Genomic DNA, 14,120 nt, shown 5'->3' with positions numbered 1-14,120 from the left:
TAAGACTACACCTGTAATCTTTAATTGCAAGTTTATTTTTTAACTTTTTAGGATGTTATTTAAGCTAATAGGTAAGGGGTTAGGTGCGGGCTTTTAAAATATCGGTTTTATTAATTTGTATATACTGTCCTTCACAAAGGTTTAAATCCTCAAGTACAAGGTCACTAAATTGCACTCTAAATAAATCAATTACTTTGTATCCGCAGTAATGCGCCATTTTACGTATTTGTCTGTTTAGCCCTTGCTTTAAAACAATACTAAACTGATTACTGGCTATTTTATTTACCTCACAAGGCAGGGTTATGTGTTTATCAACGGGTACGCCTGATGCCATCTTTTTACAAAAAGCATCGTCTAAAGGCTTATTTACGGTGACTAAATAATGTTTAGGCTGGTGGAAGTCAGGATGTATTAGTTGATTACAAAAATCCCCATCGTTGGTCAAAATAAGCAAACCACGCGAGTCTTTATCTAATCGACCAATAGGGTAAACACGGGTAAGTGTAGGCAAATGGTGAATAAGGCTTGCTGGGTCATCAATATTTAATTTGCAGTCAATGCCTACTGGTTTGTGATACGCAAAATAAACTAAATCGGCAGCACCTTTAATTTCTTTTTCGTTCACTATAACAACGTCTTGCTCATCAACGTGATCTATATGATTCGCTGGGCGATTATTTACAGTCACCACACCTTCATCAATTAAACGCGATGCCTGTTTACGAGAGCAAATACCTGCATGGGCAATATATTTAGCGAGTCGGATTTTTGTGCTCATAACGTGTGACGCCAGCGGCTAATAAAAATTTGATCGTGATTATAGCAAAGCTGCGTATCGATAATGCTAAATAACAAAAAACTCAGGTTAAATATAAAAAGGTAGCCAAGATGGGTATTAAATTTTCACAGTTAAAAAAGCACGAGCCGCTACAAAAAATCATTGTTCACTCGTTAGATATGGCGCTTTATCAAGTATCGGTAATGATTAATAACGTTGAATATTATGTAATAGAAGACAGCGGTGAGTTTTTAAGAGCTCTTAGTCCGTTGCATGTACAAAAGCGTTTTGAAAAAATAGCGTACGCACAGATGATGTTAAGGCAAACAAGCGCTTACGACGAAATGTGCGGCCAGCCGGATAAAACCAGCAGCAATATGCTTGAAGTACCTTATGGTAAAAATAATCTGTATTGATTGAGCTAATTTGCTAGGGCCTGTTGACCTTTCAGGATTAAAATTTGTTCAATCTAGGGGCTATTTAATCGCGGCGCGAGGTTTGTGACCTAGTGGGCTAAGTAAAAACCGAGCAACAAAGAGTAAATTGCCCCTAGGCAGAACCCTTCGGGCAGCGTATGTTTGGCATTTGTGCTACGTTATCGCCTATTTATGGGGAATAACCACACTACATAGGCTCTGCCTTGCCTAAATACCAAACATACTGCTGTAAATTTAACCTCGAAAGATAAACAGGCCCTAGTATCCGCTTTTTAAGGGCGATAAATGTATCAATTAAAAGTAGATAATACCGATGCGTTAAACTCAGCGCTTCGCGCACAAATGGTTGAATTTAACGCCCAGCATTTTGATGCGCAAAGAGTGCCATTAGGCTATAAATTTACTGATGAGCAAGGCGAGCTTGTTGCCGGTATTAGTGGGAGTGTGTTTGGAAATTGGCTGATGATTAGTTGGCTTTGGTGTAGCGATAGTGCGCGAGGTAAAGGGCTTGCAGATAAACTGCTAACGGCACTTGAACAAGCTGCTATTGAGCTAGGTGCTACAACTGCTCAGCTTGATACACTTGATTTTCAAGCAAAACCCTTTTATGAAAAGCGCGGCTATAGTGTTAAGTATCAACTTAATAATTACCCGCGCTCAGGTACGCGTTACTTTATGGAAAAATCACTTTAATTTTTGCTGGCTATTTAGCTTTTAGTGGCTCGCCTTCAAAGGTAATACCTAAAAAAGGTGTTGCCTCTGGTGCTAACATAAACGTGCGAATGTTCATGTGATCATCCCCTTTAGGGTTTTGCAGCACGTCTTCTCGGTAAAACTTACCAAAACAATCCAACGTATTTTGTTTACTTAAATCGTTTAATTTAGCAAATGCAAAAATTTTACACGAGCCGTTGTTCTCACTCGCAGAGCTAAGTAATCCATGGTTATTAAAGCCACATGCAGTAAAGTCGTAATTTGCTTCTATCACGGCCACTGTATCGGTAAATTGAATGCTTTTTGGGTTTTCAGCAAGTGCTTTTAAATAGTTATTTAGTGTCATGTGTTACCTTTGGATTTTTAATTATTTAGCGCTTAACTCTAGCTCATCTGTTTGCTGATTTATATTGAATTTAAATCGCGATAAAAAGTTCATTCCTAGTAAACCTTGTCCGCGTGTGTTTTCAATGCTCAACACTTCAAAACCATAAATAATTTGCGAGCCCACTTTAAACGATTCAATTTGATAACGCTTTACAACAATTTGACCATTAGCTGTATTTACCGTTACATCGCCTAAATATAAAGGTTGTGGCGAAATTTGCTCAATAATATTTGTAGGTAGCGAGGTCACGCTTGCGCCTGTATCAATCATTAGTTCGGTCGATAGATTGTTATTTATTTCGGTGTTTATTAAGTAATGCGAGCCGTAAGGCGTTAAAGCAACAAAGTCGTCTTGCGATTGTGCTTTATTGATCATCGCTTGCAGTGTTTGCACTTGGCTTTTTAGGTTGTGCTGGTTTGGCATTCGATCAAGGGTTGCTTGTGCGCTAATTAAATCGCCTTGCTGATAGTAGGCATACGCAAGTGGATATAAAAACTGCGCGTTATCGCTTTTATAATCAAGCCAAATTTGTGTTTGCTCAATAATAGCCTGCCAATTTTGTTGCTCAGTTAATGTGTGTAATTCGTTTTGAGTGAGCGTATTTAAACGTGTATTTACATTACTTTGCTGATCAGCAGGTAGTAATGAATTCAGCTCAAATAAAGCAATAATGGCGCTTTGTGTTTGCTCGCTATTTATTAAATACTCAACCTGTAAGTTAAGTAACTCGACGTTATAAGGGCTGTTATTTAATAGCGCATTGAGAAATGATTCGCTAAGTAATAAATTGCTATTTAGCCATATTTTAAGCTGCACTAGCCACGATGAATAAAGGTTTTTTGCACTTTCTGGGTTGCTGTTTTTGAGTTGTTCATAGCTACTAAGTGCGGCTTCAAATTGGTGTTGTTTAAATTGCTGCTTTGCCGTATTTAATAGCGTATTTTGCTGTTTAGGCGATATGCTTTTTTCAGCACCTTGCGTTTTTTGTACTTGAGTTAACGTAGGCTGCGGCCACAATAAATAAGCGTTAAGGCTAAGTGAGCCAATTAATAACAAGGTAATTAGCTTGGTATAGTGGCTCATTGTGACCTCTTATTTAATGCAATTGGTATTATTTAATAAAGTGCGTTAAGGCATGAATATTGGCTATTTCAATATCAGCGAGCCCTTTATAAGCGTAATTGGTATTTTGATCGTTTAACCATACCGATTGGCAACCGGCATTATTTGCACCTTGTACGTCGGTATCTAGGCTATCGCCAATATGTAAAATATCGCTTTTAGCAACGTTTAAATGTGTGGCTGCTTTATCAAATAAGGTGCTGTGAGGTTTTGCTTTACCGTGCATACCCGCTTGTAACACGAGTTCAAATTTATTGTGTAAGTTAAAGCGTTCAATTTCAACATTACCATTAGTTATAGCAACCAACGTAAAGTGCTGGGCTAAGTTATCTAGCAGCTTTAGTACGTCGTCGGTTACCACTATTTTACTGCGCGCATCGGCAAAGGCGTTGTAGGCAGCATCGGCATGATGCTCTACCTCTTGCTCGTTCAAATCTAGTTTAGAAAGGGCTAAGCGCAATGTATGTTGGCGCCATTTAGTGACGTTATCAGCAAGTTCAGGCAACTGTAATACGGCTTCATTGCGGCATTGTTGCCAGTATTTTGGGCCTTGGGCTAAGTAGCTCGGGAGCGCGTTTAAATAATCTTGCTGCGCTTTAACCGCTGCTTTTATAATGGGGTGATTGTTGTAAAGAGTGTCGTCTAAATCAAAGCTCATGACAGAAAATGGCTTAATAGCACGATTAAATCGGATCATTTTTATTTACCTAATCAGTTCGTTTTTTTGCACGAGGGTGAGTGTTGTCGTACACCTTGGCTAAATGTTGAAAATCTAAATGCGTATACACTTGTGTAGCCGACAAACTGCTATGCCCTAGTAATTCCTGCACGGCGCGTAAATCACCAGATGATTCTAAAATATGTGACGCAAACGAGTGGCGCAGCTTATGCGGATGAACCTGCGAGCTAATGCCTTGTTTTATTCCCCACTCTTGCATGCGTAGGCGCACTTGGCGAATCGAAATACGATTTTTTTGGCTACTTAAAAATACTGCTATTTCTTCAGGTTTTGCAAACTGTGGGCGTATTGTGAGCCATTTTTTTAATGCGTCTAACGCTTTTTTACCCACCGGAATTAATCGTTCTTTATTTCCTTTACCACGCACTAAAATTTCGCCATTAGCCGCACTAATATCTTGCATGTTAGCGCCAACTAACTCACTAATACGCAGCCCTGATGAATACATAAGCTCCATCATTGCCTTGTCTCTAATTGCCAGAGGTTCGTCGTCGGGTATTTCGAGCAAGCGTGCCATTTGATCTACATCGAGATTTTTAGGTAGGGGTTTTGCAAACTTAGGGCCTTTTATACCCACCGCCGGGTTGTGATAATGCGGCTGCTCGGAGATATTTTTTGCTTTTAAAAATTTATACAAGCTGCGAATACAACTGAGCTTTAAACTAATAGTACGGCCACTTAATTGTTTTGATCGCAGTGCCATGCTGTAGCGGCGAATATGCTCGCCTTGCACGCCAAACCAGTCGTCACACAATTTACTAAAATAAATGGCAGCAAAACCAAGTTGGCTTACATATTGGTCTACGGTGTGTGCTGAATATTGCTTTTCAAATTTTAAATAGTCGCTAAATAGCGTTATGGGTGTGCGCCAGTTGTCACTTAGCTCAGTAATATTAGGCGCATCGTCACTCATGCAAGTTCTAACAGCCTTAATTGTAAAGCCTGTACGAAATCGAGTACAAACAAGTTATCTTGCGTGGGCTCAAAATGATTAGGGTCATTACTACCAAAAGCTAAAATAGCAATGGGATTTTTTACTTCACCAATTAAATAAACAGCGGCTGATTGCGTTGTATCACTAAATAATAAAATGCGTTCTTGTTGATTTATACGCCCCAAGTAATGCGCTGAATTTGTTAATCTATGTTCAATAAGTACATCATACTGAGGAGTGTACTTAATTAGTTTACAGTCACTTATGTTTGGGCTAGTACAGATAATATGACGTAAATTGCTTGCTAATGCATTAAAGTCGTAATTGCTCCAGAGCTGGCGATGGCACTGGCTAAACAAACGATATACAAGCTCGTTTTGCGTTGCATGCTTGCTCATAGCATCTATTTGGCTTTTTAAAAGCGTGTTGTGCTCGCGTAATTGACGTTGCTGAATATGTACTAGTGACGTTGCACCTTGAGTTTGTTGTTGCAGCTCAAGTTGTGCAAGTAGCTCAGGGTGATGAGTTAAAAAGTCAGGATGTTGCTGTAAGTAATCAATAACCTGCTCTGTACTTAGCTCACTCATAGCGCTACTTGTCCGTCGAAAACATGCTCTGCGGGACCAGTCATACGTACCGGGTGACCTTCACCACTCCAGCGCACTTGCAAACTACCACCAGGCAAATCTACTTGAACTGTTGTTGATAATTTATTTTGCATATGACCAATCACCATTGCTGCACACGCACCTGTGCCACAGGCTAGGGTTTCGTTAACGCCGCGCTCCCACACTCTTAGTTTAATGTGTTCTTGCGATACAACCTGCATAAAGCCAATGTTCGCTTTTTGTGGAAAGCGTTCATGGTTTTCAAGCAAAGGGCCCAGTATTTCAACTTGAGCGGTGGTTATGTCGTCAACCTCTAGCACGCAATGCGGGTTACCCATAGATACCGCGCCACTAAATACAGTGTGCTCTTGTGCTCTTATAATATAGGTCAGTTCACGTTTGCTCGCTTTTAAGGGGATTTTACTTGGCTCAAAATTTGGATGACCCATGTTAACCGTTACTTGACCGTCTTTTTCTATGTAGAGCGTTAAGTTGCCCGACTTGGTCGACACAGTAATTTTATGCTTGTTAGTAAGGCCTTTCATACGCACAAAGCGGGCAAAACAGCGTGCGCCGTTACCGCATTGTTCTACTTCGGTACCATCGGCATTAAAAATTCGATAATGAAAGTCGAGATCGGGAGAATACGGCGCTTCAACCATCAGCAATTGGTCAAAGCCAATGCCAAAATGGCGATCTGCCAGTTTTTTGATTTGATCTCGCGACAAAAAAACATTTTGTGTAATGTTATCAATTACAACAAAGTCGTTGCCTAAGCCGTGCATTTTGGAAAAATTAACTAACATAGCGCTCTAATTCGGTTTTGCTCTGTGCTAATCATGCCACAGAGCAGCTAGTAGACAAAAACGTTTATGGTAAAACTTTCTCACCCTGATAAAGGCTTTCAATAGTTTCGCGTTCACGAATAAGGTGATGATGCACACCATCTACCATTATCTCTGCAGCACGCGGGCGCGAGTTGTAGTTTGAGCTCATGGTAAAGCCATATGCCCCCGCACTTCGTTGTGCTAGTAAATCGCCTTGTTTTAGGGCGAGTTCACGGTCTTTTCCTAAAAAGTCGCCGGTTTCACACACCGGACCCACAATATCAAAGTTGTGAGTCGGTGTTTCGTCGTCGCGAACGGATACCGGAATGATTTTTTGCCAGGCTTGATAAAGAGAAGGGCGAAGCATGTCGTTCATACCGGCATCTACAATGGCAAAAAATTTGTCTTGGTTTTGTTTAATAAATTCAACTTGAGTAACCAAAATACCCGCATTAGCTGCAATAGCGCGTCCTGGTTCAAAAATAAGTTCAAGGTGTTTGTAGTTAGCTAAGCGCTCGGTAACTTGCGCTGCATATTCACTTGGGTGTGGTGGTTGCTCATTGTTATATGGCACGCCTAAACCGCCACCAATATCTAAGTGGGTTAGCTCAATACCGTTGGTTTTTAGCTCATTAATAAGCGCCATTAATTTATCAAGGGCTTCTAAAAATGGCCTAACTTCAGTTAATTGAGAGCCAATATGGCAATCAACACCAATTACTTTTAAACCAGGTAGTGCTGCGGCTTGTTGATAGACACTCACAGCGGTTTGAATATCAATACCAAATTTATTTTCTTTTAAACCGGTAGAAATATACGGGTGTGTTTTTGCATCTATATCGGGGTTTACGCGAATAGAGATAGGCGCTTCTAGATTTAGCTCACAAGCCACTTCAGAAATACGCTCAAGCTCAGAGGCTGATTCAACGTTAAAGCATTTAATGCCTAACTTTAATGCATATGCTATTTCGTCTGCTGTTTTAGCCACTCCCGAAAAAACCACTTTAGAAGCATCGCCTCCCGCTTTAATTACACGCGCTAGTTCGCCTTTAGATACAATATCGAAACCCGACCCTAAGCGCGCTAATATATTAAGCACGGCTATATTTGAGTTTGCTTTAACGGCGTAACATACCAAGCTTTTATGATTTTTAGTGGCGTTAGCAAATGCTAAGAAATGGCGCTCGAATGTCGCGCGCGAGTAAACATAACATGGCGTACCGTATTGCTGCGCTATGCTCGCCACACTTACGTCTTCGGCAAATAATTGGTTGCTTTTGTAGTTAAAATAATCCATTTATTGCTCCTGACTTTGCAGTGTTTTGACTTGCTCAGCGGTAGTGACTGGTTTAGCTGTATTTTGAGGTTGGTTTTGCTCTATTTGTTGCTCTGGTAAATATAACGGACCGCTTTGTCCGCAGCCAGCTAAGGCGCCTAACAGTACAGTGCTTATTAATAGTCTTTTTAATTGTAAGGTATGTGTCGCTTTCATTAGATTAATATGGTTGCTGGCTTTATAATCGCAGAGTAACAGAATATCTAAAAAATGCAGCTATTCGCGGATGATTTTATTCCTGTTACACTAGCTGCACATTTTTAAAGCTAATTCAAAGCTAAAACGTACCCAATATTAGGCGGCTCGCCTGCAAAGGAAATAACAATGACTGAACACGAATATCACCAATTAGCCGAAGCTCTTATGTTCACTATTGAAGAGCAGGTTGATGATTGCGAAGCTGATTTAGATTATGAATCGGCACAAGGTATTTTAGAAATTATTTTTCCTGATAAAAGTAAAATAGTGATCAATAAGCAAGCACCTCTTCATCAAATATGGGTTGCGACTAAGTTTAACGGTCATCATTTTGAAATGCGTGATGGGTTATGGATTGATAACCGTTCTGGCGCTGAATTTTGGGCGTTTATAAATGAAGCCTCAACTCGCCAAGCTGGCCAAGAAGTTAAATGGCAATCAACACTATGAGTTTAGAATTTGTAGAATATGCAGCCCAAAGTGAGCACAAAGCAACGGTTATTTGGTTACATGGTTTAGGCGACTCTGGGGATGGTTTTGCACCCGTAGCTCCGCAGCTAAATTTGCCAAGCGAACTTGGTATACGGTTTATTTTTCCGCATGCGCCAGTGCAACCGGTCACCATAAATGGTGGTATGGAAATGCGCTCTTGGTATGATATTAAGTCTATAGAATTAGATAAGCGTGCCGATGAACAAGGCGTAAGGGATTCTGCTGAGAAGATAGAAGAGTTAATTAATAAAGAAATTGCCAATGGCATACCTGCTAATAAAATTATTTTAGCTGGTTTTTCTCAAGGTGGTGTTGTGTCGCTGCATTTAGCTCCGCGCTTTGAACAAAAGCTTGGGGGTGTTATGGCGCTTTCTACTTATATGTGTGTGCCACACAAATTTGCGAATGAAGCAAAACATACTGATTTAAACGTATTCATGGCTCATGGTAGCCAAGATAACGTTGTACCGCATAGTGCCGGTAAAAATGCGTTTGAAGTATTAACAGCACATAACATGGATGTAAGCTGGCAAGAATATCCAATGGCTCATCAAGTTTGCGCAGAAGAATTGCAAGCTATTCGCCAATGGTTGATTGCTCGTTTAAGCTAACTTTGCAACCGCTGAGGTCAATATGAGTCAAAAAATAGTTATAAAAGCAAATGTTAAACGCGAACTACAAGAGAGCGTTCCAACGGTAAGCTACGAGTGGAATTGGCGTCGTATTGTGAGTATTGCTATGTTGGTATTAATGACCTCTGCAGCAGTTGTATATGGCTTAACCACCTCTGTTAATGCAGAGCAAGGCGAGCATCCAAATGAGCAGGAACTATTCTTAAGTTTTAGCAGTAACGCTGAAAACCAAACAGACAATGAAGTAATAGATGTTGAGTCAGAATTATCTGTAAACAACACCGCAGCTGAGTCTGCAGAGGTAACTCAAGCAAGTATTGAACCGTTGTTAGCTGTGCAAAATGAAACTCAACAAAGCATATTTAGTGATACACCTGCCGAAGTAGGCCTTGTAAATAATACCCCGGCTTTATTAGCTGACAACGATATTGTTACTGATCAAAGCAAAAGTATTAATACAGAGTTAAACTCCCATCTCGATAATGATGTGCAAGAAGAAGTCCAAAACGTAACTGAGCACGCTAATCAAAGTGACTTACTTTTAGAGTTAAAAAGTGATGATGGCGCATTGAGTGGCACTGAAGGTTTTTCGCCTACAGCACAAGTGGCAAGTTTGGCATTGGGCGCGCAAATAGATACGGGTAAAATTAGTCGTGCGGTACTTACTCGTAAAGTAAGTAAGCGTGAGCCTACTAATGTGTTTGCTGCTGATATTAGATTAAGCCAGTTTGATGAAGGGTTATCGTTTTTTAGCGAGATTAAAAATCTTCAAGGTCAACAAGTTAAGCATATTTGGTCGTTTGAAGGTGAAACGATGGCTGAAATTATACTTAATGTTACTTCGCCTCGTTACAGAACGTACTCAACAAAAAATATCATGAACACGCAAACAGGTCATTGGCGTGTTGATGTAGTTGATGAACAAGGTAATTTAATTGCCCAAAAAGAATTTAGAATTTTAGCTGACTAAATGTAGCTAAACGCAGTAATTAATTGGATACCCTTATGACAGAAAAAACAAAATTAGTACGCATCGCAACACGTAAAAGCGCTTTAGCACTTTGGCAGGCCGAGTTTGTAAAAGCGGAGCTTGAGCGTTTTCATGCCGATGTGTACGTAGAATTAGTCCCAATGTCGACGCAAGGGGATATAATTTTAGATACACCACTTGCTAAAATTGGTGGTAAAGGCTTATTTGTTAAAGAGCTTGAGCAAGCTATGTTAGATGGACGTGCTGATATTGCCGTACATTCTATGAAAGATGTGCCAGTAGAGTTTCCTCAAGGGCTAGCACTGCATACTATTTGTGAGCGTGAGGATCCACGCGATGCGTTTGTATCAAACAATTTTGCTAATTTAAGTGAGCTACCACAAGGCGCTATTGTGGGTACTTCGAGCTTACGCCGCCAGTGCCAAATTAAGGCACTTCGCCCTGATTTAGATATTCGTGATTTGCGCGGTAATGTAAATACGCGTTTAGGTAAATTAGATGACGGCCAATATGATGCTATTATTTTAGCTGCAGCGGGGCTTATTCGTTTAGAAATGGAGTCACGTATTGCTAACTACATTGAGCCAGAAGTGTCATTACCAGCAAATGGTCAAGGCGCTGTAGGTATTGAATGTCGAATTGATGATGAAGTAACCAAAGCATTACTTGCACCACTTGAACATACACAAACACGTATTCGCGTAAACGCAGAGCGTTCGATGAATCGCTATTTAGAAGGTGGTTGCCAAGTTCCTATTGGTGCTTATGCATTAGTTGATGGCGAGCAGGTACATTTACGTGGTTTAGTTGGTGCTGTTGATGGCAGCGAAATTTTACGTGACGAAGTAACAGGTCATGTAACCGACGCAGAAAAACTAGGTGTTGAGCTTGCTAAAAAATTACTAGCTCAAGGCGCAGACAAAATATTAGCTGAAGTTTATAGAGACGCATAAATGACACATATTCTGATAACTCGGCCCGAAGGAAAAGGCGCAGCCCTTGCACAAAAACTTGAGCAAGCGGGTTATCAGGCGTCTTTATTTCCGGTATTAAAAATAACGCATTTAACACCCTCCAGCACTGAACTTAGCCCGCTTATAAATGCCGATAAAATAATATTTATATCGCAAGATGCAGTCAGTGAGCTTTCGCAATTAACACCAAATATAAATACCAAAGCGCAGTTTTATGCGGTTGGGCAACAAACAGCCGATGCTATATATGAACAATTTGGTGTGCGCGCAGCTGTACCAAAGCAGCATGATTCAGAAGGGCTACTTGCGCTTAAATCACTCGCCGAGGTTGATGGTTGTAATATAGTGTTAGTTAAGGGGCAAGGTGGCCGCCCTGAGTTAGCTAAAACGCTCAAAGAGCGTGGTGCTTTTTTAAATAATTGTGTTGTGTACAAACGTGAACCCACCGAGAGTCTTTCTCCTAACTGGACAGACCACTGGAAAAGTCAGAATGTACACGGTATAGTCATAACAAGTAATGCAGCAGTTGATGCCATTTTTACTCCCCTTGCTGCACCACAACTACAATGGTTACAACAGTGCCAATTTTATGTTGCCAGCGAGCGGATAGCTGCTTATTTAAAGCTGCAACAGGTAAGTTCGGCTAATATACATATTGCAGCAGGGGCTAGCGATAATGCTATGTTTACCTGCATAATTCAGCAAGGTAGCAACATGAGCGAACAGTCAAAGCCAGTAACGGCAGAAAAAGCCACACCAACAACAGCTAACACAGCCTCAGCTAAATCAACTAAGCAAGAGTCTACAGCTACAAAAAATACGGCAGACAAAAGCAAACAAAAAACAAGTAAGGTTGCAGTACTTGCGCTTCTTATTTCGTTAATTGTGGCCTCTGGTGTTGGATACGAGTTTTACCAAAAATTAAATGCTGGTAAAGCGCAAAACCTAGCCGTTAATGAGTTAAGCGAGCAAAATAAGTTACTCACCCAGGAGCTGCAAGCACTTAAATCGGCGCAATCTAATTTGCAACAAGCGCTGTTTAATAGTGAAGAAAAAGTTGCCGCAGCCCTAAATGAAAGTGCAGTTCAAAATCAGCAAGAACTAAAAGCGGCTCTGCAAAAGGCGCAGCAACAAGACTCATCTTTAAACCCACAAGAAGTAACCAGCTTACAACGTATGGCTGAGTTTAAACTATGGGCTGAAAAAGATTACCAAGGCACCAGTGCTGTTTTAAAACGCTTAGATGGATTACTTAGTGAGCACCCAGGGACAGTTGAAGTCCGCCAAGCCATTATGCAAGACATACAAACACTTGATAGCCTTAAACCTGTTGCAACAGAGGCTATTTATTTACAGCTAAACAGTATACTAAGCAGTATTGACGACTTAGCTTTTAATGCAGTTAATCTACCAGAAGAAGTAGCTGCAATAGATGAAAATGCTTTAAGTAGTGACGTAAGTGATTGGCAGCAAAATTTGAGTAATAGCTGGAATAAAATTGTGGACAGTTTTATTACTATTCGCCAGCATGAGGGTGTTTCCATTGAGCCATTACTTACAGATCAAGAGCGTCATTTAATAAATCAACGAATCAAGCTTAATATAACTCAGGCACAAGATGCGCTTATGAGTAAGCAGGCGAGTATTTTTTTTAGCGCCTTAAGTGAAGCAAAACGCTTAGTTGGTGAGTACTTTAAGCAAGATGATACAACTAAAACGGTACTTAAAGCGTTGTCTAAACTTGAAAAAGAGCAGCTTAACTTCAATCCAAAAGTAACCTTAAACAGTACACAAAAGGTTAAGGAGTGGGCGCAATGATAGGGCTAATTATTTTAATTGTAGCTATTGTTGTTGTACTAGCGGTTACTCCATTTTTGCTAGATGAAAAAGGTTATGTACTTATTTCGTTTAATAATACAACGATTGAAGGCACTATAGTGTCGTTTTGTATTATGGCGGTGATTACAGCAGCTGTGCTGTACTTAACTTATAAGCTAATCCGCTACTTATTATCGATTTATCATAATACTAAACATGGTTTTTTTACACGTAGCCAAGAGCGTAAACAAGCAGCGATTGAACAGGCTCTGTGGAGTGCTATTAACGATGATTATGAGCATGTAGAGCAGGCTCTATCAGGTAATAGCGTACCAGGTAAGTATGAAGATATTCGCTTAGCATTACTTGCAAAAGCAGCGCTTGCTAATAATCAAACAGATAAAGCACTTGAGCGTTTATTTGAAATAAGCCCAGAGCATCAATTAAAAGTAGCAAAACTATGGTTGGCAAGTGGCGACAGTAGCGCGATTGAATCACAAATGCGTATTAGCGCAGAAGCTAAAAAAGCCACCGCACTTGAGTTAAAACTTTATGCAGAAGTATTGGTACAGCAGCAACACTTTAGTGCGCTGGAAGACTTTTTACCGCGTTTATTACGCAAAAAAGCACTTACTGATGCACAGTGGACGCAGTTATTCAGTGCCTACTTTAATGCGTTAGATGCAGACAAACTGAGTGAAAAATACAAACAGCTACCTAAAAAACTGCAAGTTCATGGCCACACCGCATATTTAATGCAAATGGCGCAAGCAGGTCAATTGGCTGTTATTGAAAGCGACTTAATTAAAATGGTTAAACACAATGAGCAACACTTAGATCTTGCTAATATATTAAGTAAAGCGACGTCTGCTGATGCAGCTAAACTGCAAGTAAGCATTCAAGATCATCTTAAAAATGATGATTCAAATAACTCATTATTACTTGCATTGGCTTGCCTGGCTAACGCGCAAGGTGATTATGACTTAGCTGCAAGGATTTTTGATAAAGCATTGAATAGTGAAAATAAAAAACAGTTCTCTGAACAAGCTGTTTTGAGTTATAAAAATAGTGCACAGGCAGAAAAGGCGCTCGTTTTATATCAATAAATGACTACACTATAACTACTTAGCAT

17 protein-coding genes are annotated in these 14,120 nt (G+C 40.2%); 8 read left to right on the top strand and 9 right to left on the bottom strand.

Features of this window, described 5'->3' with window-relative positions:
* Positions 1-79 precede the first annotated feature (79 nt).
* Positions 80-778 (bottom strand): pseudouridine synthase, encoded by a 699-nt coding sequence (locus V6260_RS14770; RefSeq protein ID WP_341594908.1) that lies wholly within the window; start codon positions 776-778, stop codon positions 80-82.
* Positions 779-888: 110 nt separating this feature from the next.
* Here V6260_RS14770 and V6260_RS14765 point away from each other — a divergent pair, with 110 nt between their 5' ends.
* Both V6260_RS14765 and V6260_RS14760 read left to right on the top strand, forming a co-directional pair.
* The gene (locus tag V6260_RS14765) at positions 889-1,194 is read left to right on the top strand and encodes a DUF6482 family protein (RefSeq protein WP_341594907.1); all 306 of its coding nucleotides are present in this window, start codon (positions 889-891) and stop codon (positions 1,192-1,194) included.
* Between the two features lie 306 nt (positions 1,195-1,500).
* Positions 1,501-1,908 carry a GNAT family N-acetyltransferase gene (locus V6260_RS14760; RefSeq protein WP_341594906.1) on the top strand — a complete coding sequence of 136 codons (408 nt, stop codon included), beginning with the start codon at positions 1,501-1,503 and terminating at the stop codon, positions 1,906-1,908.
* A 10-nt stretch (positions 1,909-1,918) separates the two neighbouring features.
* On the opposite strand, the gene V6260_RS14755 is transcribed toward V6260_RS14760, so the two are convergent.
* The 8 genes from V6260_RS14755 to lptM all read right to left on the bottom strand — a co-directional run bounded on the left by V6260_RS14755 (position 1,919) and on the right by lptM (position 8,039).
* Entirely contained in the window at positions 1,919-2,275 is a 357-nt protein-coding gene (locus tag V6260_RS14755; RefSeq protein WP_024605941.1) for a HopJ type III effector protein, read from the bottom strand.
* A 21-nt stretch (positions 2,276-2,296) separates the two neighbouring features.
* Positions 2,297-3,400: a retroviral-like aspartic protease family protein gene (locus V6260_RS14750; protein WP_341594905.1), complete on the bottom strand. Its 1,104-nt coding sequence runs from the start codon at positions 3,398-3,400 to the stop codon at positions 2,297-2,299.
* A 28-nt stretch (positions 3,401-3,428) separates the two neighbouring features.
* Positions 3,429-4,136, bottom strand: coding sequence for an HAD-IA family hydrolase (locus V6260_RS14745; RefSeq protein ID WP_341594904.1), 708 nt, complete (start codon positions 4,134-4,136; stop codon positions 3,429-3,431).
* A 10-nt stretch (positions 4,137-4,146) separates the two neighbouring features.
* Positions 4,147-5,091 (bottom strand): tyrosine recombinase XerC, encoded by a 945-nt coding sequence (locus tag V6260_RS14740; protein ID WP_341594903.1) that lies wholly within the window; start codon positions 5,089-5,091, stop codon positions 4,147-4,149.
* Positions 5,088-5,699: a DUF484 family protein gene (locus tag V6260_RS14735; RefSeq protein ID WP_341594902.1), complete on the bottom strand. Its 612-nt coding sequence runs from the start codon at positions 5,697-5,699 to the stop codon at positions 5,088-5,090. Before V6260_RS14735 ends, V6260_RS14740 begins: the two co-directional genes overlap by 4 nt.
* The gene (gene dapF / locus V6260_RS14730; RefSeq protein WP_341594901.1) at positions 5,696-6,526 is read right to left on the bottom strand and encodes a diaminopimelate epimerase; all 831 of its coding nucleotides are present in this window, start codon (positions 6,524-6,526) and stop codon (positions 5,696-5,698) included. Before dapF ends, V6260_RS14735 begins: the two co-directional genes overlap by 4 nt.
* Positions 6,527-6,590: 64 nt before the next feature.
* Positions 6,591-7,844, bottom strand: a complete 1,254-nt coding sequence (gene lysA / locus V6260_RS14725) for a diaminopimelate decarboxylase (protein ID WP_341594900.1) — start codon at positions 7,842-7,844, stop codon at positions 6,591-6,593.
* Complete coding sequence (gene lptM / locus V6260_RS14720; protein ID WP_341594899.1) at positions 7,845-8,039, bottom strand: LPS translocon maturation chaperone LptM; 195 nt, start codon at positions 8,037-8,039, stop codon at positions 7,845-7,847.
* Positions 8,040-8,207: 168 nt separating this feature from the next.
* Here lptM and cyaY point away from each other — a divergent pair, with 168 nt between their 5' ends.
* From cyaY to V6260_RS14690, 6 genes are read left to right on the top strand one after another with little or no spacing between them, the layout of a single operon-like run.
* Entirely contained in the window at positions 8,208-8,531 is a 324-nt protein-coding gene (gene cyaY, locus V6260_RS14715; RefSeq protein ID WP_341594898.1) for an iron donor protein CyaY, read from the top strand.
* Positions 8,528-9,184, top strand: a complete 657-nt coding sequence (locus tag V6260_RS14710; protein WP_341594939.1) for an alpha/beta hydrolase — start codon at positions 8,528-8,530, stop codon at positions 9,182-9,184. Before cyaY ends, V6260_RS14710 begins: the two co-directional genes overlap by 4 nt.
* Before the next feature lie 22 nt (positions 9,185-9,206).
* The gene (locus V6260_RS14705) at positions 9,207-10,175 is read left to right on the top strand and encodes a DUF2914 domain-containing protein (RefSeq protein ID WP_341594897.1); all 969 of its coding nucleotides are present in this window, start codon (positions 9,207-9,209) and stop codon (positions 10,173-10,175) included.
* Between the two features lie 35 nt (positions 10,176-10,210).
* Positions 10,211-11,149: a hydroxymethylbilane synthase gene (gene hemC, locus V6260_RS14700; RefSeq protein WP_341594896.1), complete on the top strand. Its 939-nt coding sequence runs from the start codon at positions 10,211-10,213 to the stop codon at positions 11,147-11,149.
* Positions 11,150-12,988, top strand: coding sequence for a uroporphyrinogen-III synthase (locus V6260_RS14695; protein WP_341594895.1), 1,839 nt, complete (start codon positions 11,150-11,152; stop codon positions 12,986-12,988).
* Positions 12,985-14,094, top strand: coding sequence for a heme biosynthesis HemY N-terminal domain-containing protein (locus tag V6260_RS14690; protein WP_341594894.1), 1,110 nt, complete (start codon positions 12,985-12,987; stop codon positions 14,092-14,094). The genes V6260_RS14695 and V6260_RS14690 overlap by 4 nt, the downstream gene beginning before the upstream one ends.
* Positions 14,095-14,120: the final 26 nt, after the last annotated feature.

The sequence above is a fragment of the Pseudoalteromonas aliena genome, assembly GCF_038155085.1.
GTDB classification, from domain to species: Bacteria; Pseudomonadota; Gammaproteobacteria; order Enterobacterales; family Alteromonadaceae; genus Pseudoalteromonas; species Pseudoalteromonas aliena_A.
This window is presented reverse-complemented; position numbering and strand designations above follow the sequence as displayed.

Coding starts and splice junctions, on each gene's coding strand:
- V6260_RS14770 (WP_341594908.1), bottom strand. CDS start 778: ATGAGCACAAAAATCCGACTCGCTAAATATATTGCCCATGCAGGTATT.
- hemC (WP_341594896.1), top strand. CDS start 10,211: ATGACAGAAAAAACAAAATTAGTACGCATCGCAACACGTAAAAGCGCT.
- cyaY (WP_341594898.1), top strand. CDS start 8,208: ATGACTGAACACGAATATCACCAATTAGCCGAAGCTCTTATGTTCACT.
- V6260_RS14745 (WP_341594904.1), bottom strand. CDS start 4,136: ATGATCCGATTTAATCGTGCTATTAAGCCATTTTCTGTCATGAGCTTT.
- V6260_RS14740 (WP_341594903.1), bottom strand. CDS start 5,091: ATGAGTGACGATGCGCCTAATATTACTGAGCTAAGTGACAACTGGCGC.
- V6260_RS14750 (WP_341594905.1), bottom strand. CDS start 3,400: ATGAGCCACTATACCAAGCTAATTACCTTGTTATTAATTGGCTCACTT.
- V6260_RS14710 (WP_341594939.1), top strand. CDS start 8,528: ATGAGTTTAGAATTTGTAGAATATGCAGCCCAAAGTGAGCACAAAGCA.
- V6260_RS14690 (WP_341594894.1), top strand. CDS start 12,985: ATGATAGGGCTAATTATTTTAATTGTAGCTATTGTTGTTGTACTAGCG.
- V6260_RS14735 (WP_341594902.1), bottom strand. CDS start 5,699: ATGAGTGAGCTAAGTACAGAGCAGGTTATTGATTACTTACAGCAACAT.
- lysA (WP_341594900.1), bottom strand. CDS start 7,844: ATGGATTATTTTAACTACAAAAGCAACCAATTATTTGCCGAAGACGTA.
- V6260_RS14760 (WP_341594906.1), top strand. CDS start 1,501: ATGTATCAATTAAAAGTAGATAATACCGATGCGTTAAACTCAGCGCTT.
- V6260_RS14695 (WP_341594895.1), top strand. CDS start 11,150: ATGACACATATTCTGATAACTCGGCCCGAAGGAAAAGGCGCAGCCCTT.
- V6260_RS14705 (WP_341594897.1), top strand. CDS start 9,207: ATGAGTCAAAAAATAGTTATAAAAGCAAATGTTAAACGCGAACTACAA.
- dapF (WP_341594901.1), bottom strand. CDS start 6,526: ATGTTAGTTAATTTTTCCAAAATGCACGGCTTAGGCAACGACTTTGTT.
- lptM (WP_341594899.1), bottom strand. CDS start 8,039: ATGAAAGCGACACATACCTTACAATTAAAAAGACTATTAATAAGCACT.
- V6260_RS14755 (WP_024605941.1), bottom strand. CDS start 2,275: ATGACACTAAATAACTATTTAAAAGCACTTGCTGAAAACCCAAAAAGC.
- V6260_RS14765 (WP_341594907.1), top strand. CDS start 889: ATGGGTATTAAATTTTCACAGTTAAAAAAGCACGAGCCGCTACAAAAA.